Source organism: Glutamicibacter sp. NPDC087673, assembly GCF_044743255.1.
Classification (GTDB): domain Bacteria; phylum Actinomycetota; class Actinomycetes; order Actinomycetales; family Micrococcaceae; genus Glutamicibacter.
The window spans coordinates 174,514-195,382 of record NZ_JBIUWB010000005.1 but is presented as its reverse complement, the minus strand read 5'-3'; the positions used below and the strand labels follow the sequence as shown (position 1 = coordinate 195,382).

Here is a 20,869-nt window from a genome sequence, read left to right as displayed (position 1 = left end):
GGCGCTGTGCCCCCATCGCACGCCGTTGTCTGTCAGTAATGCAACGTACCTTTTATAACTTAAACCCAGCCCGTGTTTCTGCGTTCTGCCTCACACCTCAGGCCGGAATGGGCCTGCGTGGCGGGGTGTTGCGCCTATGGAGAGCATTTCCTGTCTGGGAAGCGAGAGCGCATGAGTACCCAGGCGGATACGGTTGTTTGGCAACAATAAGGCCTGGCCGTGGAGCCTAAGGGCGGCTTTGATAGCAAGACGGCAGATGCTGCGATCAACGCAGAAGCAACCGCAGATTCTTTGGCCGTGAAGGCCGGCGAACCAAGCGGGGCCCATGGTTCGATCGCCTGCCGTGGCACGACGCCGAGCTGGCCACGCGCAGCGCCTAATCGATGAATCAACGGCAAAGGGTGCGAGAACTCGAATTAGCTCTCGCACCCTTTGCCGTTGCTGGTGGTCTAAACCTCGGAGGCCTCTGCCTCTTGGGTGTCTTTCAAAACGTCATCAGAAACCTTGGCCAGCGCTCGTTCCAGTGAAGAACGCAAGACCACAGGAATCGTGATCTCGTCATTAATCTCGACAAGGCCTTCGCGCTCGAAGACGCGCAGCAGGGACTCGACCTGGGGGACAACCTCCTCAAGGCTGGCAATCAAGTGATGCTGCTCGGCGGGAAGGTCATCTTCGGTCGGAACTTGCAACGCGAACTCGGCACGTGGCGGTGTCGATGATGCGGCATTGCTCAACACGCCGGCTACCATCTCGGCGATCTGCGCCTTGCCCGGCTGCTCCAAGGTGTTGATCAGGATGTGCGAGTAGAGAACCTCTGCAATCAGCTCCTTGACCAAGCGGGCGCCTTGTCCGCTGGATGCCAGCAGCGCATCGCTGAGCGACTCGGTTGGGGTTGCGTTCGGTTCCTGGTAGCGCAGCATGGCCGTGCCGATCAGGGCGTCCCAGTATGCCGATAGGCGTGGAACGTCGGCCAGCGAAGAAACGGCAGTGCCGTCTTCCGGCTCCCATTGGGCATCCTCTGGAACGCCGGCGGATTCATCGACCTTGACGAACAGGCCCAGCGCGCTGGCCGCATCCTGCAGCGTATCGCCGGTGAGTACGCCAGCTGGGGTGGTCGGCTTGCCTTCGCCAACCCAGCTGATCAACTCGCGAGCCGCAAAAACGAAGGGCATCGCTTCGAGGCTGCCGTTGGCCTCATCATCTTCGAGATAGGGTGCCACGATGGGTGAATCGCCAGCCATGCGGGAGAGGAATTCGAAAGTCTGCTTGAAGTCATCCACGCTTCCGCCGAAATTAGCGGTCGTGCCCAGGAAAGTCAGGTAATGCTTGAGGATCGCAGCGCTGGCTTCCGAAACTTCCTTGCCCAGCGACGTCAAGTGGCCCAGCTGTTCACCCAGAATCGTCGGATCCAGGGTTTTGACGTCAACGCTCTGGCGCAACTGGGCATGCACGGTCAGCAGGGTAGTGAGCCCTTCGAGCGCTGCGCGGGTCTCGCTGGCTGCCTGGCCCTCTTCGTGGAAGTGGCGGAAGAGCGAGGACTTGAACGGCTGAAGAGCTTGGCGCACTTCGGATTCAAAAGGCACGCTGCTGGCGCCGGAACGGCGGGCTGGATGACCCTGGGCAGGCTTCTTCTTGGCTGGTTCACGTGAGGCCATGAGTGTGGTGCAGTTCCTTAGAAATGGCTGATCGGCGGGGTTGGTTATTCGCTTCTCTCCAGTCTACGCAGGACGCGCTGGGGGCGAAGTTCTCGATGGGCGATAGTGATGCAGCCTCTGGGGAAAGTTCCCGTACGGGAGTAAGTAATTGTTGAAAGTTCGGAAGAGGCAATCATTTACCGCAAGAAACACGAACCTCCTGCCGGTGTGGTGGCGCTCACCGTCGAATCGTCAGGACGCGTTGATTTTCCCTGGGGATCGCGCGACAGTGAAGACATGCGGGCTCGTGTGGAGAGGCCGTCGAAATGCTAGGAGAGTGGATCATGGCTGGAGTAGGCGTGCCAGATCATGTCGTTGTTGTAGGCGCTGGCTTTGTTGGCCTGTCGACCGCTTGGTACCTGCAGGAAGCGGGCATTAAGGTTACCGTCGTGGATCGCGGCGGCGTCGCGTCCGGTTCCTCTTGGGGTAACGCCGGCTGGTTGACCCCGGCCCTGACCCTGCCCATCGCGGAGCCTGCAATTTTCAAGAACGGCCTGAAGATGATGCTCGACCCGGCATCCCCGCTGTACATTCCGCTGAAGGCCGATGCCAAGTTGCTCCGCTTCCTGATCGGTTTTGCCTGGCACTCGACCCCGAAGAAGTGGGAAGAAGCCATGCGGGTCTACTCGGAAATCGGCGCAACCGGTTTGGATGCCTTCGACGAAATCGCGCAGGCGACTTCGGCAGGGCCGGGCGTGCAGGAGCCGACCAAGCCGGCAAATCCATTCTTGACCGGATTCACCTCGCTCAGCGACCGCGATGCGCTGCTGCATGAATTCGAGATGATCGAGAAGACCGGCGGCGAAGTTGATTACGAATTGCTCACCGGCGACGAGTTGCGCGGCATCGAGCCGACCCTGTCCAATAAGGTCGCTGCGGGCGTAGCCATCAAGAACCAGCGCTACATCAACCCGCCGAAGTTCATGGATTCACTGGCCGAATCCGTCATCGCCCGCGGCGGCGACATCATCGGAGCCTTCAACGTCACCGATGTGCGCGACAATGGCGGCTCGGTCACCGTCATCGGTTCCGAAGGCCGTTCAATCACCGCGGATCACGTGGTGCTGGCTACCGGTGCTTGGATGACCGACACGGCCAGCAAGTTCGGTGTGAACGTTGTGGTTCAGGCAGGCCGCGGCTACTCGTTCACCGTGGAGCCGGAACACATGCCAACGCACCCGATCTACTTCCCGACCCAGCGCGTTGCCTGCACCCCGCTGGGCGATCGTTTCCGCATCGCCGGCACCATGGAATTCCGCGACGCCAACCACAAGCTGGAGCCGAAGCGCATTGAGGCCATCGTTGCCGCTGCGACCCCGGTCTACCAGGGGATTAACTGGGAGAACCGCAAAGAAGAATGGGTGGGTGGACGCCCATGCACCGCGGACGGCATGCCACTCATTGGCCAGACCGGATCCTCGCGCGTGTCGGTTGGCGGCGGCCACGGCATGTGGGGCGTTGCGCTGGGACCGCTGACTGGCAAGATCCTGGCTGCCCAGATTGCTGGCCAGCAGGTTCCAGGCATCGCCCGGCACTTCAACCCCCTGCGCAAGGGGTTCTAAGCGTTTCGGTCCACACCCGGAACGAAATAAAACAACCGGCTTGCGGTGCATCATGGCGATGCGCTGCAAGCCGGTTTTCCTTTAAGGCTGTCTTTTACGCGCTTTAGGCATGGCGGGTTGATGTCCCGGCAAGGATCGCGCGGTAGCCTTCGGTAAATCCCGGATACTGCAGTTCAAGCCCGCTGGCTAGCAGCTTGGAATTATCGAGCCGGCGGTCGGCAGCACGTCGTGCCGGGGCTTGTCCTGCCTCTTCCGGCGCAGGCAAACCAAGTTCCTTGGCCAAAAACTGGTAGACCTCGCCTAGCTGGGCTGGGGTGCTGTCACTGGCCAGGTAGAGGCCAGCGGCTTGCTCTCGCAGCGCCGCAACGTGAACGATGGCCGCGGCCAGGTCATCGCGGTGGATGCGGTTGGTCCAATGCGAGCCCGCGGGAATCTGTGCGGCTCCGGCAGTGACGTGATCGATGAGCCGGGTGCGGCCCGGGCCGTAGATTCCCGACGCCCGCAGGATTGTTACCGGCAGGCCGCTGCCGGCGAGCGCTGCCTCGGTGTGCGCAAGGACCTGCGCGGTGGGGCTAGCTGGGGCAAGCGGTGCTGATTCGTCGACGAGTTCTCCGTTGGCGCCGCCCATCACTGCGGTGGAGGAGATGTAGATAAGCCGGCGAAGATTGGGGCATTGGGCTGCCAGCCGTGAAGCCAGTTCTTTGGCGACCTGCAGATAGCCGCGCGTGTAGCCATCGGCATCGCGGGTGGCCGGCACGGGAGTGAGCACGACGATTTCGGTCTGCGGATCGATGCTTGGCCACTGGGCGGCATCGAGCAGGTCTACGCTGTGGCCGGTAAATCCTGCGGGCAGCTTCTGGCTGTTGCGCCGCCAGCCGGTGATGCGATGGCCCTCCTGCTGGAGCCGCAGTCCTGCCTCGGTGGCGACATCTCCGCAGCTGACCAGTAATACTTTCACGAGACTCCTTTGGCGCGATATGTCCTCGGAGGCGAATCCTCCTACCCATAGACTAGAACCTTTAGGCCAGCGTGGCATGAGCGCGGAGGAAGGGGGCCAGGTGCAGTCTTCGGTGCGTTGCGTCCTGTTCTGCGTGGTTGCATTGCTCTCCATGCTCGGCGAGGGCATGGCGGTCTTTGCCTTGACCCTGGAATCCGCGGATCAGTTGGGGTCCTGGGGCGTAACCGCGTTGTTCCTCGCCGGCTTGGTTCCGCCGATCCTTACCGCTCCGGCTATAGGGCGTTGGGTGGACGGGTCAGCCCTTGTCCGGGTGTGGATCCTGAACCTGTGCGTGCACGTGGCGATCTTCGCGGTGATGGCCATTGCCTCCAATATCTTCGCGAGCCTCGCCTTGATGCCTGTGGCCAGTATTTGCGCGGTGGTTAACGGAGCGGTCATTTTCAAGATCATTCCGCGCATCCGCGGAGGCTTCAGCATTGCTCGTGCCAGCAGCTTCCTTGTCGTAGCGACGTCCCTGGCGGGAATCATCGCGCCGGCGATAGCTTCACTCGTCTTCACGAAAGCGGGGATCGGCGCGGTGCTTTGGTACGCGGCGGCAGGATTCCTGGCACTGGCCCTGGCGGCCATCTTCCTGTCCCGCTCGCAAGCCGCCAACGGGAAAGGAGCAGACGCAGGGAACGAGCCGGATCCGGGTGGACCGGTATCGCCCGGTGGAGCTGCATTGACGCGCAATCCACAATTGCGGATCTTGCTGCTCCCGGTGGCAGCGATCGTGCTGTTTACCGCAGCAGAAGGCGTTTCGGGGGTGTTCTACCTGCGCGGGATCACCGATAACGACACTGGATACGCGGTATTGCTCGGTGCCTGGTCCGTGGGCGCAGTGTTCGGTTCCCTGCTGGGAGGCAATCGCCGCTTCGGTACCCGAAGCGCCTTGCCGATTCTGCTCGGTGGAGGGCTGGTGGGCGCCGCGATCCTCACGGAAGGGCTCTGGTCCAACGCGGCTGGCCTGGCCTTGGTGTTCCTTGCCGGCGGGCTGGGCAATGGACTGCACAATACTGGAGTGCGAACAGCCATTTACGAATACGTGCCGGAATCCCGCCATGGTGCTGCTTGGGCGCAGCTGCGGATGCTCATCAACATCATGGTCGCATTGGGCTATCTCATCGGCACCCCGGGATTGCTGATTGGCCCGGCCAGGGCAATTATCGTGATCTCCGGTGCCGCGACGCTGCTGGTTATCGTTGTATCCGCCGCGCTGTACAGCTGGAAAGCACAGGCCAGGGTCCATGGGAGGACCTCTGCCACGGAGTCCCGGGGCTAGCGCGCTCGCCGGAAACATGAAGGTTGCTGGATAACACGCTACAATTCAAGTATTCGAATATTTGTACTAGAAAGTGGTGGGGTGTGGCTGAAGAACAGGAGCTGATGCCTCCGGGAGCAACCCAAGGGCCGGTCCAAGCGGTATCCGCCATGGGTTTCCCCTCGCCAGCACGCGATTATTTTGACGGCGGACTGGACCTGAACCGGTTGCTGGTCCGTGACCGTGTCTCCACTTTCATCATGCGCGTCTCGGGCCACGCCATGCGGTCAGCTGGTATCTTCGACGGCGATGAAGTGATCGTGGACCGATCGCTGGCCGTGCGCCACGGCTCTGTGGTCATCGTCAACCTCAACGGGCAGATGCTGGTGCGCCGCTGGCAGATTGACGGCCACGAGGTTGGGCTGCTCAGCGATGAATCGCCCCTGCCCGTAGTACTGGCCGAAGGCGATGAGGTCAGTGTCTTCGGCGTCATTACCAGGTGCCTGCATCATGTCCGCTGACCACGTATCCCTGGTCGACGTCAACAATTTCTACGTCTCCTGCGAGCGGGCCTTCGACTACTCGCTGCGCAATCGTCCGGTGGTGGTGCTGTCGAACAATGACGGCTGCGTGGTGGCCCGTTCCCAGGAAGCCAAGGATCTGGGCATTCCTACTGGAGAACCCTTCTTCAAGGTCCAACGATATATGGACTCCCACAACCTTGCGGTGCGGTCGAGCAACTATGAACTGTACGGGGATATTTCTGCCCGGGTCATGGAATTGCTCGGACGCTTCGGGACCTGGCACGAGGTGTATTCCATCGATGAATCTTTCGTCGGCCTGGAAGGCAACCTGGAGCAGGTGCGCAGCACCGCGGCCCAGATCCGTGCCGCCATTGACAAGACTATTGGGGTGCCAGTCTGCGTGGGTGTCTCATCCACCAAGACCCTGGCGAAGCTGTCCAACCATATTGCCAAGCACAATCCGGGACTGGGCGGAGTCTGCGTCCAGCAGCTCATGGATCCCGAGGTCCTGGGCAGTATCCTGAACCGGGTTCCAGTCACCGATGTCTGGGGCGTGGGCCGCAAAACCGGTGCCAAGCTGGCAGCCATGGGCATTGAATCCATCGCGGACCTGCAAGCAGCTGACCCTTTGGCGATCCGCAAGAAGTTTTCTGTCGTCTTGCAGCGCACGGTCTTCGAACTCAACGGGCAACGTTGCATCGGTCCGGTGGAGGAGCGCGCGGACCGCGGCCAGGTCATGTTCACCCGTTCCTTCTCCACGCCGGTGCGCACCTATGAAGCGATGGAAGAAGTCATGTCCATCTATGCGCAGAAGGCTGCCGGCCGCTTGGCGCGCGAAGGCCTGTACGCTTCATTGCTTACCGTCACCGCGGGCACCAGCCGCTTCGCCCGGGGAGAAGCCTCATTCCCCAGTGCCCAGGTGCGCCTGCCGCGTCCGACGCGGGATCCCATCGTGCTCAGCAAGCTGGCAATTGCCGCGATGCGGGATCTGATGAAACCGGGAATGGACTATGTTCGCGGGGGAGTGATACTCTCCGGGCTCAGCGATTCTCCGGGCGAGCCACAGCTGGACCTCTTTGGCCAGAGTCCCGATCCGGCTGCCGAGGAACAAGAGAACGTGTCTTCGGTAGTCCAGGATATCTCCCTTCGATTCGGTGCCAAATCCATTGGCCTGGGGCATGCCGGGATGGCCAAAATCCCTGAATGGTCAATGAAACGAGAGCATATTTCGCAGCGCTACACCACCGACTGGGATGAACTGCTGGTGGTGCGTGCCTAGCGTTCTGCCCACGACAAAAGGTTCTCGGCTCTTCGGCAACTTCGCAGTTTACGGTGGAAGGATGATCTCATGACTACCCGTGCCAAGCAGCTCATGTCAGTCGGAATCCTGATGACGGTGATGCTCGCTAGCTGCAGTGCGCCGAATGCCCAAGAACCAGCTTCGAGCACGTCCGCGGGCAGCTCCAGCAGCCCGAGCAGTACGAGGACTCCTGCGCAGCAGGCAACTCCCAGCCCGTCCGGCAACTCCGGGGCTGAAGAAAGCCCATCGCCTAGCCGCAGCCAGGAGCCCTCGCTGCGCCAGCAAGCAGAAGCGCTGGCCGACGAGCTGAGCGCCAGCGAACAGGCAGCGAGCCTCGTGATGGCCGGTGTCCCGGCAACAGGAGCAACCGCTGCGGAAATTTCTGCGTTGAAGAAGCAGGGAATTTCCAATGTCTTCCTGCATGGCCGTTCGCAACTGCCGGTGAAGCAGACCGCCGCCCAGGTCCAGGAAATTACCCAGGGCTTGGAGTCCGGCATTCCCGGGCAATTGCCGGTCTGGGTGGCCACCGATCAGGAAGGGGGCTTTGTCCGGGTGCTCCAGGGCCCCGGTTTCACCGAACTGCCGACTGCGTTGACGCAGGGAGGGTGGCCTGTATCGAAGCTGGAGCGTGAAGTGGGCGCCGCCGGGAAAGAACTGGCTGAAGCCGGCATCAACGTGAATTTGGCTCCGGTGGCGGACGTTGTTCCTGCCAGTATCGGCACCGGCAACGCACCCATCGGCTACTTTGGCCGCGAATACGCGCATGACGCCTCGGGGGTCTCCAAGGCCATTTCGACGGTGAACGAAGCGCTGCGCTCCGAAGGCGTGCAACCGGTAGTCAAGCACTTCCCCGGATTGGGGCGGGTCGCTGGGAACACCGATACCAGTACCAAAGTGACCGATACGAAGATCGATGCGGACTCCAGCGATCTGCAGCCATTCGAGCAGGCTATCGAGCAGGGCAAGTCCTGGGTCATGGTCTCCAACGCCCGCTACTCCCGGCTCGATGGAAAGAATGATGCACCGTTCTCTTCGAAGATCATCACCGGATTGCTGCGTGAGCAAATGGGGTATGGGGGAATCGTGATTTCCGATGATCTCTGTGAAGCCAAGCAGGTCGGCTACCTGCCGGTGGGCGAGCGCGCAGTGAAGTTCGTGGCCGCCGGCGGAACTGTTCCGCTATGCGTAAAATCGGCTCCGGCCATCACCATGGCGAAGGCCCTGGCAGCCGAGGCCAAGGCCGATGGGAAATTCGCGGCCCAGGTAAGAGAAGCCGCAGTACTGGTTCTCGAAGAGAAGCTGCGCATGCAATAAGCTGCGCGGCTGGATTTTTAAAGGTGTAGGCCCGGGGCTCTTCCTTACTCGCTAGGAAGTGCCCCGGGCCTGCTCTTGGGAGGTGGAAGGCCTACTTCTTGCCCTTCTTCTTTCCGTCAGTTACTTCCAGAACCTGTGCACGGTCATCATTGCCGTTGTGCAGGTGAAGCAACAGTGCCTTCGATGCCTTGGTGCTGTCTGCAACGGTCACCGGGATCTGGGTACCGGACAGATCGGTGAACAAGGTGCCTTCTGCACCGAAATCAACCTGTGGCGCTGCCACGTTGAAGTCGATCCAGTCGGTCTGGTCAACCGGGATCATCGAGCCGTTCTCATCGGTGTTGTACCAGGAGTAGCCCAGCACACGGTAGGAGATCTCCGACGAATCCTCATCGAGCCCCAGGGCTGACAGGGAGATCGGGAAGACCGCTGCATTGGTGTCGAAGGTGTTGGTATCGACATCGCCGAGCATGCCGTTCACTGGCTGCAGATCAACTTGCTCGCCGGTGGCGAGGTTGAAGGTTGCTGCCAGGTCAAGGTCAACTTCGTCGAATGCGGCGTTGAAGGTAACGAAGTCGGCTTCGCCGTCGCCATTGGTATCGATCTCGACATCCAGCTCGGTGCCGCCAGCCAGGTGGGCCCAGTTGGCCCAGGTGGAGATGCCGACGTTCAGCAGGCCGTCAGCCACACCGGTGCGGGCAGCGGTGCTCGATGCGCCAACGTGCTGCAGGTCCACGGAACGGGCCGCCGGGATGCTGTCCAGCGAATCGTCGCCGCGTTCACTCGAAGCACCCAGTTCGAAGGCGCCGAGCAGGGAGGTGACCGAAGTAGCGCCCTCGCCAGCAGTGATGTCCTTGCCCTTCAGGCTCAGGGTGGTGGTATCCGCGCCCTTCTTCATCTTCTTGAGCTTGCCCTCCATGTCAGCAGCCAGCTTGGGTGCTGCCTGGACTGGAATGCGCAGGGTCGGAGCATTGCTGGCAGTCAGCTCGACGCGACCGCTGGCATCGGCAACCCAGGCACGAGCCAGACCGGACTGGCTGGTAGCCATGGTTGGATCGATGGTCTTGGCCCACTGCTGCGGGTCAACGCTCAGGGTGACGTTCAGCTTGGCGCTGCCGCCGGCCGGCACGGTGACACTGCTGCGATCCAAGGTGAAGCTTGCGCCTGGGATCTCGGTAGCGGCCACGTAGTTGGCGTCGTAGCTCTGCGCCTTGCCGCTGGTGTTCTCAATGGTGATTTCGCGCTGCGCGCTGAACGGCTTCTTGCCTACCAGCTCGATAACGCCGAAGACCACGCTGGTCAGATCCGCTGCCTCGGAATCGTAGGCGAAAGCAGGGCTCTGGAGTGCTGCATCGGCCATCACGCGACCGGAACCAACACGGTTCGGACCGTAGGCTTCGCCATTGGCGGCCTTGATGTCGGTGGCCGCGGTGTTCATGATGATGCTCTTGGCTTCATATGGGGTGTAGTCGCTGTCTTCCAGAACCAGCGCGGCGATACCGGCAACCAATGGAGTGGCCATCGAGGTACCGGTCATCACGGCGGTGCCGGTACCGGTGCCCACGCCAACCGAGCCGATTTGGGTACCTGGGGCAGCCACATCCGGCTTGACCACGCCGTTGGAACCGTGGACGCCACGCGATGAAGAGGAATTCAGCGTGTCTGCAACGCCGGACTCGCTGGAGGAACCGCCAACGAATTCGGGGGACAGGGTAACCTGCAGCGTGCCAGCTTCAGCTGCTGGGCGCAGCTTGTTCGACTCGTCCAAGGTGAACTGCGCACCTGGGATGGTCGCGTTGCCGGCGATGCCTGCATCGAACAGGTTGCTTTCTGCATCCAAGAGGACGCCGGTGGCACCGGCGGCTTCAGCGTTGTTGAAGCGGGCGCCGGAACCGCAAGGGAACTCGCCGTTCTCGCTCCACTGCAGCCAAACCCACTTGCCTTCCAGCGAACCTTCTTCGAAAGCGTCGCAACCGAATGCGTTATCGGCCGGAGCCATCACTGCTTCTCCGGACAAGGCGGCCGGATCAGCATTGGTGTAGTTGAAGTTCGCCGAGTACTGGCCCGAGGCCGAACCGGCGACATTGTCGGGGCCATCGACCTGGATCTTGTCCAGGGTGACGTGCGAGCCAACGGAGTTGGCTACGGTCAGCGAGGAACGCGAGTTGCCCGGCGAACCGCCCACGTCGGTGACATCACCGGCATTGCCGGAAGCGACAACCGAGAGGATGCCGGCTGCGCTCAGGGCGTCGACAATGTCATTTTCAGGGTCGTTGGCCGGGGAATGATCCGAACCAAGGGACATGTTGACCACGTCGGCGCGGTCCGAGAAGTCGCCGTCGCCGTTCGGATCAAGTACGTAGTCCAGTGCTTGGCCAACCACGGAGGAGGAGCCGCCGCAACCGAAGACGCGGATGCCGATGAGCTGTGCGTCAGGGGCCGAGCCCGGGCCGACCTTCATCTGCGCCAGCGCGTCGGCGTCCAGCGAGGAATAGTCCCCGGTGAAGGTCGAGCCATCGGCGTTGACGCCATAGCCTGCGGTGGTTCCGGCAACGTGGGAGCCGTGTCCGGCAGCTTGGCAGTCAAGCGGGTTAGGGTCCGGATGCGGAATTGGCTGGTAGGTGGGATCGTCGGAGTCGGCGTTGTAGTCATCGCCAACCAAGTCCCAACCGCCAATGAACTTGTTGGTGTCGATCAGGCCCGAATCTGCACCGGGCAGCTCATCGGAAGCCTGGGCTTCCTTGTAGCCTTCCAAGGTGCCCGGGCCGCCGAAGCTGGCATGGGTGTAATCCACACCGGTATCCAGTACAGCCACCTTGACGCCGTCGCCGGTCTTGTCCAGGGACTTCCATGATTCCAGGGCGCCGGTGTCAACTACCGAGCTGCGGTTGGAGGGCTTCTTGGGAACGATGGAGCTGATCTTGGCAACGTCGCTACGCTGTGCAAGCTTGCGCAGATCAGCGGCATCACCGGTCAGTGCGACACCCTGCAGTGCGTTGTGCGTGGTGTAGATGACCTTCGAATTGGCCTCGGCTGCCAGCTGCTTGCCCTTGGCCTTGACCTCCTTGCCGATCTTCTTGACCTTGGCAGTGTCCTTCTTCTTGCCGGACTTCTTCACCGTCTCGAAGGCGCCATCACCCTGGAACTGAACGAAAACAGACACTTCACCAGTTGATTTGGCAAGAGGTCCGGAGACTTTCAGGTTGGACAGCGCTGATGAACTGGTGATTGGCAGGGACGCGGCATTTTCGCCGTCGCCTGGTTGGGGGATTCCTGCTGCGCTTGCCGGTCCTGACAAGGTAACAGCCAGTGCAAGCGCAGTGGCTGATCCCAAAATCAGGCGCGGCACTCTCTGCGTGCGGCGAGTGACCATGATTCTCCTAGCTGGGCTGGATAGCGGTGCTGCTCCCGTCATGGGCGGGCGACATAAAAGCGGTGCGAGCCTTGATGATCGTCCGGGGTAAACGTCCGCTAGTGCGTATACCCATAGCTGGAATCTTAGGTGACGTAGCTCATATATCAAGGGGTTATTGAATAGTAACCTTTGGCTGGATATTGTGCTGGCTTGGGAATTTCACAATAAAATCCGCGAACCACTGCGACAAACCCGCCCAGCAAGGCCTGATGGGCCCGTCCATTTTTGAGAAAATTTGGACGCTTTGTTACTCATCAGTTCACTACTTGCTGGGCGGGCGGCGCCGGAATCGGCTTGAAGGCTGCGGTTGCCTAGAGGCGGTTCAGGAAGCTATGCACGCGCTCGTCGAGCAGCTGGATGCGCTCGGCAACGACAACCATTGGGTCCGGGTAGATCGGATTCTTCGGAGGCGGGATCCGCACATTGCGTGAGCACTCGAAGTTCAGGCAGATCAATGTCCCCAAGGTATTGCCGTCACGTCCAGCCTGGCCAGCGCGCTTGGTCGTCCACATGCCTACCGCGCAGGGGATGTTCACATCGCGGCACATCTCGCACATCGTGGCGTTGGTCGGCTTGCGGCCACCGTCGGTGGGGCGCAAGAGGATGCCGCGGGTCTGCCCCGCTTCGTCGGTGTGGAGCAGGTAGCCGCGCTGCATCATTTTCGGGTCGCGCCAACCCAGGTACTCCAGCGAATCCCACTCGAGGGAGGCAAAGTTTTCGGGAAGGGTCAATTTCTTCGCTTCTTGGCGGCTGGCGTTGATGAAGGAAGAACGGATGGTTTTTTCGGTCAATGGCTGCATGGGAAATCCTCAAATAGTCCGCACGCGCTTCATGGGCGCGCGGAATCACGAATCGTCAAGGTGTTGAGGTCTGCAAGGGAACGAAAAATTGGGGGCACTGGAACATTGCCTAAGGCAGAAGCCCTAAGCGGAAAATGTGTTGCCAACCCCGTTCGATACGCAGACGAACGGGCAGAGCGTCAAAGTGGCTTGCATAGCCGACCGCTCCTTCCTGTGGTTCTCCACGCATTGATTCTGAGCACTTCCGGAATAACCATAACAAGTGCGGTTGGCTTAGGCCAATGACTGGGACCACGGTTAAAGCAGTTTGCTGGCCACCGCCGTGAACGGCAGTGGCCAGCAAACACTCCAGCAGCCAGGGCCTAGCGGCGGCCGCCCTGCCAGAGTGCGTCAAACGGGGTGTTGCCAGAAACGCGGTTGCGGATGCCTTCGGTGACAAACGCCTTGGCTGTGCGGGCTGCCTCCAGCGGGGTAGCGCCCTTGGCCAGCTCTGCAGTTACGGCTGCGGCCAGCGAGCAGCCCGCGCCGGAGACCGCAACTTCGCCGATCTTCTTCTCGCGCAAGACCTCGAGGGTCGTGCCATCGTAGAAAACGTCCACGGCGTCTTCGCCAGCGATGCGGACTCCACCCTTGGCCAGGACCGCCGCGCCGGAGACCTCGTGGATCTTCTTGGCGGCTTCGATCAGATCATCTTCGGTGGTGATCTTGATTCCCGAGAGCTGTTCAGCCTCGAAGTGGTTCGGGGTGACGAACGTAGCCAAGGGCAGCAAGGCAGCCTTGAGGGCTTCGTCGGTGTCCAGTGCGTGGCCTGGTTCCTGGCCCTTGCAAATCAGCACCGGGTCCAGCAGTACGTTGTCCCACTGCTGGGAATTCAACGCGGTGGCAACGGTGTTGATCGTTGCTGGCGAGCCCATCATGCCCAGCTTGACCGTGCTGAGCTTGTCCTCGTAGCAGGCCTGGATGGCTTCGAGCTGATCGGCAATTACCTGCTGGTCAACGGGAACGAAGCGGTGGTTCCAGGAGTCCTTGGGATCGAAGGAGACGATGCAGGTCAAAGCCACGATGCCGAAGGTTCCCAGTTCCTGGAAGGTCTTCAAATCGGCCTGGGCGCCTGCGCCGCCAGTGGCTTCGGAACCAGCGATGGTCAGGGTCATGGCTGGAGAGGCAGTGTTTGTATTAGTCATAGTCTCAATTGCGGGTAGTGCGGGTAGGGAATGGGATTAGCCGTGCTGCCAGAAGCTGAGCGTGGTCGCTTTGGACCAGCCCTCGGGAAGCTGCTGGGCGTGTTCTGCGGTGGCTACCAGCAGCAGCCAGGGCAGCCCGTGGCCGAAAGCTGCGCCTGCAAAGTTAGCCAGTACCGCGCGGCGAGCCGCATCGGGATCAGCGGGGGAGAAAAGGTCCGGGTCGGTAAGCAGGCCGTAGTTTTCGCCGTAGCGCATGCGTCCTCGGGCGACCGGACGGTCGAAGTCGGTCACCTCAACGACGTCATAGTTATCCATTGGAGCCTCGAAAAGCCCGGACGTATCGGCGAGCTTGACTACCTGCTCGACGTCGTCGGGCTTGCCGGCCAGCAGATGCATGGTCGTGCTTGGCTGCCAACCCGAAGTGGCGAGTTCTGCAGCGGTGCCGTCGTTGGGAGTGCCCAAGAGGATCAAGCGCTGCGCGTCCTTTGGCGCGGACCAGGAAGCATCAGGCCAGTAGCGGAGGATTTCCACGTCTTCACCGTCTTGATTCACCGAACGAATCTCGTGCTGGTTCGGGAAGGAAGCAATGCGATCACGCAGCGTGGCGTAGTCGTGGGTCCAGCTTGGCAGTGCTCGTGCCATTGCGCTCATAGTGCTGCATTCTCCTTTGGTTCGCTAGGGATCACCTATCGGCATGTTTGACTTTACGCCTTAAGGCGCGGTGATACGGAACTCTGTGTCAGGGTGTTTGCCGGCTCGCGCAATCCGCAGCTTTTCAGGAGGCTTTCGGCCGTCTCAGCGGTGAAGGATCTGCCATGGCCACTTCATCAATCCCTGCTGGCCCTGGATCCATCAGTGCCAGCACATCTTCAAAGAGCGAGCGCACCACAGGCAAGCGGCAGAGCACCGCGAACTTGGCGGCAACCGGTGCCATGTTCTTCATCAGAAGCCTGGATCGGCGCTGCTGCGGTGACTGGTCGAAAGCCCACGCCGAGAAGATCTGGCGGGAAACCAGCAGTAAGAACTTCGGCAGATCGCGTCGTATGCCCAATGGGGGCAACGGGCGGGATCCGGAAACGACCTTCTCCCATATCTCCAATTCAATGCTGGAAATCTCGTCGTTGCCCATATCGCGCGCGAGCATCAGACGCAGGAACGCAGGCCCGAAATCGTGATAGGGAGCCAACGCTTCGACGCCCGTGTCGAGTACTGCGCGGATGTTGGCTTCGAGGGTATTTCCCTCTGCGAGCATCCCCGCGCAAAGATCATATTGTTCCCTGCGCAGGTTCAGCAGGAGCTGGGCAACGATCTCCTCTTTGGACTTGAAGTAGTAGTACGCATGCGACAGGGAAACCCCTGCGTTCGAAGCAATGGCACGCATGCTCGAGGCTTTATATCCGTCCGTGGCAAAGCACTCCAAGGCAGTTGCCAAGAGCTTGGCTTGGGTCTGCTGGCCTTTTTCGGTGCGTGGTTGCGTTGTCATGGAGCCTTTGGATGGAAGTGGGTGGATCCGATTCTACCAATTATTTGAACGCGTTCAAAAAAAGGAAAATTTTCATGCTGATGTACGGGAGGACGGTCACTGCACTATTTGTTTCCTCGAATTTATAATTCGAAGACATTCAAGTGAGATATGAATTTTGGAATTCTTTGATTTCTGAAACATGGTTGGTCTTCAACAGGTGAGAACGTGGCCGCAGTTATGCATGGGATACTTGTTGCGTAAGTGCTAATACAGCGGGACAGCGCGCAGGCATGGAACCTCCACCCTTTTGATTCGTGGGCAGAGCCGCGCCTTTTAGCGATGTTCTGGCGAACCACTTTGACAAGGAAAATTTCATGGGCGATTCCAACGCCAGCAACAATCTGATTCGAACCAAGAACGCGGTTTTCGCTTCTTCGGGTTCTCCCTACTTCTCCACGGTGCTCACCTTGATGGGCGCGGTCGTGATTCTTTCGAACATCGGCGCCTCCAAAGGTGTCAGCTTCGGTCCGCTGATCACCGATGGCGGTTTCTTCCTCTTCCCGCTGGCCTACATTCTGGGCGACGTCATTGCGGAAGTCTACGGATTGAAGGCGGCTCGCCGTTCAATCCTGGTGACTTTCGCCTTGGCGTTCTTCGCAGTGTTCTGCTTCTGGGTCATGATCCAATTGCCATCAGCCGAGTTCTACGACGGGCAAGACGCATTTGAGCGCACCCTTGGCCCGATCTGGCAGATCGTCGTCGCCTCCGCTTGCGGCTTCCTGGTGGGGCAGCTGGCCAACTCATGGGTGCTGGTCAAGCTCAAGGAACGTACCGGCGAGCGCGGGCTGATTCTCCGCTTGATCGGCTCCAGCGGTGTTGGGGAGTTCCTGGATACCCTGATCTTCTGTGCCATTGCAGCGCCAGTTATCGGCATCGCCGATGCACCGACATTCATCAACTACGTGGTGGTGGGCTTCATCTACAAGACTGCCGTGGAGGTCCTGTTTGTTCCGGTGACCTCGATGGTCATCAAATGGTTCAAGAAGCGCGAACCTGGCTACAGCCAAGCGGCCGTCGCAAGCTAGTGATCCTGTGGGCATCATCCGTGAGGGCGATGCCCACAGCTGTATCCGGACACTAGAATCGATGGCATGCAGACAGGTCAAAGCGCTGAAGTTCAGCTAGAAGCACGCGACTTGACCATTGGCTATCCCAATCGCGTGATCTGCGGGCCGATCAACCTGCAGCTGGCTCCCGGTGCTGGCTTAGGAATTATCGGTGCCAATGGCAGCGGAAAATCAACACTGATCCGCACCATCCTGGGACATCTCATTCCGGTGGAAGGCACCGTCGAGTTCCAAAGCCTTCCCGTGAATGAAAGCTCGGAGCATTTTCGCCGTACCGTCGCAGTACAGGTCACCGACGGCGCCTTCTTCGAAGAACTCACCGTGCGCGAACATCTGGAAATGGTCGCTCGTGGACACGGACTGGATGATTGGGCCCAGTTAGTCCAAGCAGAACTCGACTTCTTCGAAATCACTGCTGCTGCCGATCACCTTCCCGGCGAGCTGTCTTCTGGCCAGCGCCGTAAGCTGCTGCTCGCCGCGGCCTTGATCCGTCCGGCAGAACTGCTGATTCTTGACGAACCGGAACAACGCCTGGACCTGCGTATCAGGCAGAAGCTGTACCAGCGGCTTGCCGGGGTACGCGCCAGGGGAACAACTTTGCTAGCGGTGACCCATGATCCGCTGATGGTGCGAAGCTGCGTGGACCAAGTGCTGCTTCTGGATGAAGACGAGGGTGAACTGCTTGATCCGCAGGCAGGGGCGCAGTGGCTTGAGCGCTAGCCGGGTTGCAAGCCATGCCGTTGATTTCAATCCTCGAGAACTGGTCAATAGAGCCAAGAAGCGGCGGAATTTCTCCGAGAAATTCGACAGCTTTTCCGATGCCTATGTCTGGGTGCTGGCCGCGCTGGTGGCGTTGGCCTACCTCTTCAGCGCACTCTTTGGCATGCTGTTTGTGCTCTTGGGCGAGGGCGTAGCGCACCGTGAGCTGCCCAGCGCCGTCTGGCGCTTGCAGGACCTCTCTTTCGTGCTATTGGCCTTGGCCGGCTTGGCAACCTTTCGGCTCATGCTCTACCTGGGGCCTTGCGGGCTCAGTGCGGCCAAGGCCGACTGGTGGCTGCCGCTACCGGTCAAGCTCCGGGCTATCCGCCAGCCGACTTGGCGAAATGCGGTGCTCATCGGTCTTTTCGCGAGCAGCTTTGCCGGTGCGTTGTGGCTGATCGTGATGCTGGGGCTGGCCGGATCGCTCCCGGTACCCGTTGCAGTCCTTGGGCTCGCCTGCTTCGCAGTGGCCGGTGTCGGGCTTGCCAACGCGGCCACGGCGATCCAGGGGAAGAACCACCAAATAGCTGCGCGACGGATCTGCGACTGGGTGGGCCTCGGGCTGCTCATCGCCTTGGCCGTGCTGTGGATGCTCTTGATGTTCCAGATTCCTTGGGCCCAAAGCCTGGTTGGCGCTATGGCTGCGGCCACCTTGAAGCCGGCTGCCTGGGTGCTCGCCTTGCTCGTTATCCTGGTACTTAGCGGCGCGAGTACGTACGGTGCGTTTCGCCATTTTGACCAGATTCCGGGCCAGGCGTTGCGTTTTGCCGGAGAGCACCAGCAATTCGCCGTGGGGGCTTTGATGCAGGGCGACTCGCGAGGCCTCTCGGCTCCGGCGACATCCGCTATTAGCCGCAGGCGCGCACGCGGTGGCAAGCTCACCGCCAAGTTGCCGGTGGCGTGGCGCATTCTCTGCCTCCGTTTGCTGAGGGGAGGCCGTTGGCATTCGGTGGCCGGGTTCCTGCTCCTGGCTTTCGCGTTGGCCGCCACGGTTCAGCGAATTGCCAACCCGCTGAGCGCAGCGGCCTTTTACCTGGTGCTCTGCCTGGTTCTCACCTTGAGCATTTCCGCGACCATTGCACCGCTCGTTTCCGAACGGCAGCTCACCCAGCTTCTAGGGATTTCGGAACAGCGCCTGATGCGGGCAGTAACGCTGTATGCGATGCTCTTTTCAGCCACCGCCTTGCTGTTCTTGACCGGCGGGCTGGGAATGCTGGGCATGATCCAGCTGGATCGCATTTGGCTTTGGATTGCCGCAGGCCTGGTCGCCGCGTTGGGGTGTGCTGCGGCAAGCAGTGCCCACGCCAGCAGGGAAGAACGGGACTGGGATGCATTACTCGGGGGAGCCACCAGCGACTCGGCCGTGGCCACGTATCTTTTCCTGGAAACAGCGACTTTCCTTCGGGCAGCTGCCACGTTCTCGCCGATTTTCTTCTTGGTGCTCAGCCCCGGTACTCCCATTCCCCTGTTGCTGTGGATCGCGGCAATGCTCTTTGGCGCAAGTGCCCTGCTTCAAGTTTCCGGCAGGAAGCTGGGCGCGGGGGCGTAGGTAGTCTTGGAGGATGAACGATTTGATTTCCATCCACGAGCCCGATGGGCTTTCCGCAGAATTGCTCTACTCAATACTGAAACTGCGTGCCGAGGTATTCATCGTCGAGCAGCGATCGTGCTACCCGGACATCGATGGCCGCGATCTGGATGCCGGCACTGTGCATCTGGTGGCCACCGAGAACGGAAAAGTGCTGTGCACTGTGCGAATCATGGACAGCGCAAGCGGCACTCCGCGGATTGGGCGGGTTGCAACGGCCGCAGAAGCCCGAGGCCGGGGCCTGGCCGGGGAGCTCATGCAGCGTGCCGTGGCGCTTTGCGCTCCGGAGGCGGAGATCCAGCTCAGCGCCCAGACCCAGCTGGAGGGCTGGTACGGAAAGTTCGGTTTCCTCCGCTCCGGAGAAGACTATGACGACGACGGGACCATGCATTTGCCGATGACCCGCGCAGGGCAGAGGGCTTCGGCTTAGAAAAGCCAGAGGCATCGATTCTCCTTGCACTGCCCAGTGCGTGGAGAATCGATGCCTCGACTGCTTTGCGGCCCTTGGCTACAGGGCGGCCGGCTGGCCCTGCGGATCCGGTTCGTCAGCGTAGTAGCTGGAGAGCACCTTGTCCTTGAGCTCGAAGAAGGTTCCATCTTCGATCGCCTGGCGCGCGGATTCAACCAGCGAAACAGTGAACTGCTCGTTGTGGATGGAAATCAACGTGTGGCTGAGCAGTTCCTTGGCCTTGTACAGGTGGTGAATGTACGCACGGGTGAAGTTCTTGCAGGCATAGCACTCGCAGCCTTCCACCAGCGGAGTGAAATCCCGCTTGTAGCGTGCGCCGGAAAGATTGAAACGGCCCCAGGGGGTATAGAACGCCGAGTTGCGCGCAACGCGAGTGGGCGAGACGCAGTCGAAAGTATCGGCACCATTCTCAATCGCGGTGAAGACGTCATCCGGCTCGGAAATGCCCAGCAGGTGGCGCGGCTTGTTCTCTGGAAGCTCTTCGGCGCACCAGCCGACGATGGTTCCCAGATTTTCCTTCTCCAAGGCGCCGCCGATGCCGAAGCCATCGAAGGCCATGGCCCCCAGGTCCTGGCAGGCCTTGCGGCGCAGGTCCTCGTACTGGGCGCCCTGGATGACGCCGAACAAGGCTTGGTATTCCTTGCCTTCGCGGGAGTCGGTCAATGCAAAGTGCTCGGCAATGCAGCGCTCGGCCCAGCGCCGGGTGCGCTCCAGGGACTCGACCTGGTAGCCGCGGGAATTCTGCAAGGTGGTCAGCTCGTCGAAGGCGAACATGATGTCCGCGCCGATCCGGTGCTGCACGCCCATGGAGATCTCAGGGGAGAAGCGGTGCTTGGTGCCGTCGAGATGGGACTTGAACCAGACGCCGTCCTCGTCCACATTGGCCAGGCGTTCCTTGCCCGGGGCCACGGCGTCGTCCGGACCAGACTGGTCTACGGACTTCATATCGATGACCTTCTTGAAGCCCGAGCCCAGGCTCATGACCTGGAATCCGCCGGAGTCGGTGAAGGTCGGCCCCTGCCAGCCCATGAACTTGCCTAGTCCGCCAGCTTCATCGAGGATATCCGCGCCCGGCTGAAGATACAGGTGGTAGGCGTTTGACAGCACAGCCTGCGCGCCAAGCTCCTGAACCTGCACCGGGGTGACTGCCTTGACGGTAGCTTTGGTGCCTACCGCAATGAACGCGGGCGTCTTGACGTCGCCGTGCGGGGTACGGATAACGCCGGTACGTCCCAACATCGGGGAACCGTCCGGAGCGGTCAGCCGGGTTCCGACTTCAAAGCCGAATTCATCCTGGCGGGCATGCGGGGCACTGGGGTCAAAGTTCTTTTCGGACACGTACCAAGTGTGCCGTATTAACCGCGCGGTGAGGAAAACGACAGGGGCAATGTGCGCCAAAACCTAACGCTT

At 60.7% G+C, this 20,869-nt stretch carries 17 protein-coding genes; 9 read left to right on the top strand and 8 right to left on the bottom strand.

Annotation, left to right across the window (positions count from 1 at the left end):
* Positions 1 to 449 precede the first annotated feature (449 nt).
* Positions 450 to 1,655, bottom strand: coding sequence for a hypothetical protein (locus ACIOTL_RS13360; protein ID WP_400343062.1), 1,206 nt, complete (start codon positions 1,653 to 1,655; stop codon positions 450 to 452).
* Positions 1,656 to 1,978: 323 nt separating this feature from the next.
* Here ACIOTL_RS13360 and ACIOTL_RS13355 point away from each other — a divergent pair, with 323 nt between their 5' ends.
* A complete protein-coding gene (locus tag ACIOTL_RS13355) occupies positions 1,979 to 3,256 on the top strand; it encodes an NAD(P)/FAD-dependent oxidoreductase (protein WP_400343060.1) in 1,278 nt (425 codons plus the stop codon).
* Positions 3,257 to 3,359: 103 nt separating this feature from the next.
* On the opposite strand, the gene ACIOTL_RS13350 is transcribed toward ACIOTL_RS13355, so the two are convergent.
* Positions 3,360 to 4,214: an NAD-dependent epimerase/dehydratase family protein gene (locus ACIOTL_RS13350; RefSeq protein WP_400343058.1), complete on the bottom strand. Its 855-nt coding sequence runs from the start codon at positions 4,212 to 4,214 to the stop codon at positions 3,360 to 3,362.
* A gap of 76 nt (positions 4,215 to 4,290) precedes the next feature.
* On the opposite strand from ACIOTL_RS13350, the gene ACIOTL_RS13345 reads away from it, so the two are divergent.
* The 4 genes from ACIOTL_RS13345 to ACIOTL_RS13330 all read left to right on the top strand — a co-directional run bounded on the left by ACIOTL_RS13345 (position 4,291) and on the right by ACIOTL_RS13330 (position 8,652).
* A complete protein-coding gene (locus tag ACIOTL_RS13345) occupies positions 4,291 to 5,535 on the top strand; it encodes a hypothetical protein (RefSeq protein ID WP_400343056.1) in 1,245 nt (414 codons plus the stop codon).
* Positions 5,536 to 5,618: 83 nt separating this feature from the next.
* Entirely contained in the window at positions 5,619 to 6,035 is a 417-nt protein-coding gene (locus tag ACIOTL_RS13340) for a LexA family transcriptional regulator (RefSeq protein ID WP_105658603.1), read from the top strand.
* Entirely contained in the window at positions 6,025 to 7,317 is a 1,293-nt protein-coding gene (locus tag ACIOTL_RS13335) for a Y-family DNA polymerase (RefSeq protein WP_105658602.1), read from the top strand. Before ACIOTL_RS13340 ends, ACIOTL_RS13335 begins: the two co-directional genes overlap by 11 nt.
* Positions 7,318 to 7,386: 69 nt before the next feature.
* Entirely contained in the window at positions 7,387 to 8,652 is a 1,266-nt protein-coding gene (locus ACIOTL_RS13330; RefSeq protein WP_400343055.1) for a glycoside hydrolase family 3 N-terminal domain-containing protein, read from the top strand.
* Between the two features lie 91 nt (positions 8,653 to 8,743).
* On the opposite strand, the gene ACIOTL_RS13325 is transcribed toward ACIOTL_RS13330, so the two are convergent.
* From ACIOTL_RS13325 to ACIOTL_RS13305, 5 genes are all read right to left on the bottom strand, one after another.
* Positions 8,744 to 11,815, bottom strand: coding sequence for a S8 family serine peptidase (locus ACIOTL_RS13325; RefSeq protein WP_400343053.1), 3,072 nt, complete (start codon positions 11,813 to 11,815; stop codon positions 8,744 to 8,746).
* Between the two features lie 563 nt (positions 11,816 to 12,378).
* Positions 12,379 to 12,867, bottom strand: coding sequence for an FBP domain-containing protein (locus ACIOTL_RS13320; protein ID WP_105658599.1), 489 nt, complete (start codon positions 12,865 to 12,867; stop codon positions 12,379 to 12,381).
* A 362-nt stretch (positions 12,868 to 13,229) separates the two neighbouring features.
* Positions 13,230 to 14,051, bottom strand: a complete 822-nt coding sequence (locus ACIOTL_RS13315) for a hydroxymethylpyrimidine/phosphomethylpyrimidine kinase (protein WP_332487402.1) — start codon at positions 14,049 to 14,051, stop codon at positions 13,230 to 13,232.
* A gap of 36 nt (positions 14,052 to 14,087) precedes the next feature.
* Positions 14,088 to 14,702 (bottom strand): hypothetical protein, encoded by a 615-nt coding sequence (locus ACIOTL_RS13310; RefSeq protein ID WP_332487405.1) that lies wholly within the window; start codon positions 14,700 to 14,702, stop codon positions 14,088 to 14,090.
* 124 nt (positions 14,703 to 14,826) lie between these two features.
* Positions 14,827 to 15,534: a TetR/AcrR family transcriptional regulator gene (locus tag ACIOTL_RS13305; protein WP_105658596.1), complete on the bottom strand. Its 708-nt coding sequence runs from the start codon at positions 15,532 to 15,534 to the stop codon at positions 14,827 to 14,829.
* Positions 15,535 to 15,890: 356 nt separating this feature from the next.
* On the opposite strand from ACIOTL_RS13305, the gene ACIOTL_RS13300 reads away from it, so the two are divergent.
* The 4 genes from ACIOTL_RS13300 to ACIOTL_RS13285 all read left to right on the top strand — a co-directional run bounded on the left by ACIOTL_RS13300 (position 15,891) and on the right by ACIOTL_RS13285 (position 19,420).
* A complete protein-coding gene (locus ACIOTL_RS13300) occupies positions 15,891 to 16,601 on the top strand; it encodes a queuosine precursor transporter (protein ID WP_105658595.1) in 711 nt (236 codons plus the stop codon).
* Between the two features lie 66 nt (positions 16,602 to 16,667).
* Complete coding sequence (locus ACIOTL_RS13295) at positions 16,668 to 17,363, top strand: ATP-binding cassette domain-containing protein (protein ID WP_105658594.1); 696 nt, start codon at positions 16,668 to 16,670, stop codon at positions 17,361 to 17,363.
* On the top strand, positions 17,353 to 18,951 hold the full coding sequence (locus tag ACIOTL_RS13290) for a hypothetical protein (RefSeq protein ID WP_400343050.1): 1,599 nt from the start codon (positions 17,353 to 17,355) through the stop codon (positions 18,949 to 18,951). Before ACIOTL_RS13295 ends, ACIOTL_RS13290 begins: the two co-directional genes overlap by 11 nt.
* 13 nt (positions 18,952 to 18,964) lie before the next feature.
* Positions 18,965 to 19,420, top strand: a complete 456-nt coding sequence (locus ACIOTL_RS13285; protein ID WP_400343049.1) for a GNAT family N-acetyltransferase — start codon at positions 18,965 to 18,967, stop codon at positions 19,418 to 19,420.
* A 78-nt stretch (positions 19,421 to 19,498) separates the two neighbouring features.
* On the opposite strand, the gene tgt is transcribed toward ACIOTL_RS13285, so the two are convergent.
* Positions 19,499 to 20,797 carry a tRNA guanosine(34) transglycosylase Tgt gene (tgt, locus tag ACIOTL_RS13280; RefSeq protein WP_400343047.1) on the bottom strand — a complete coding sequence of 433 codons (1,299 nt, stop codon included), beginning with the start codon at positions 20,795 to 20,797 and terminating at the stop codon, positions 19,499 to 19,501.
* Positions 20,798 to 20,869 lie beyond the last annotated feature (72 nt).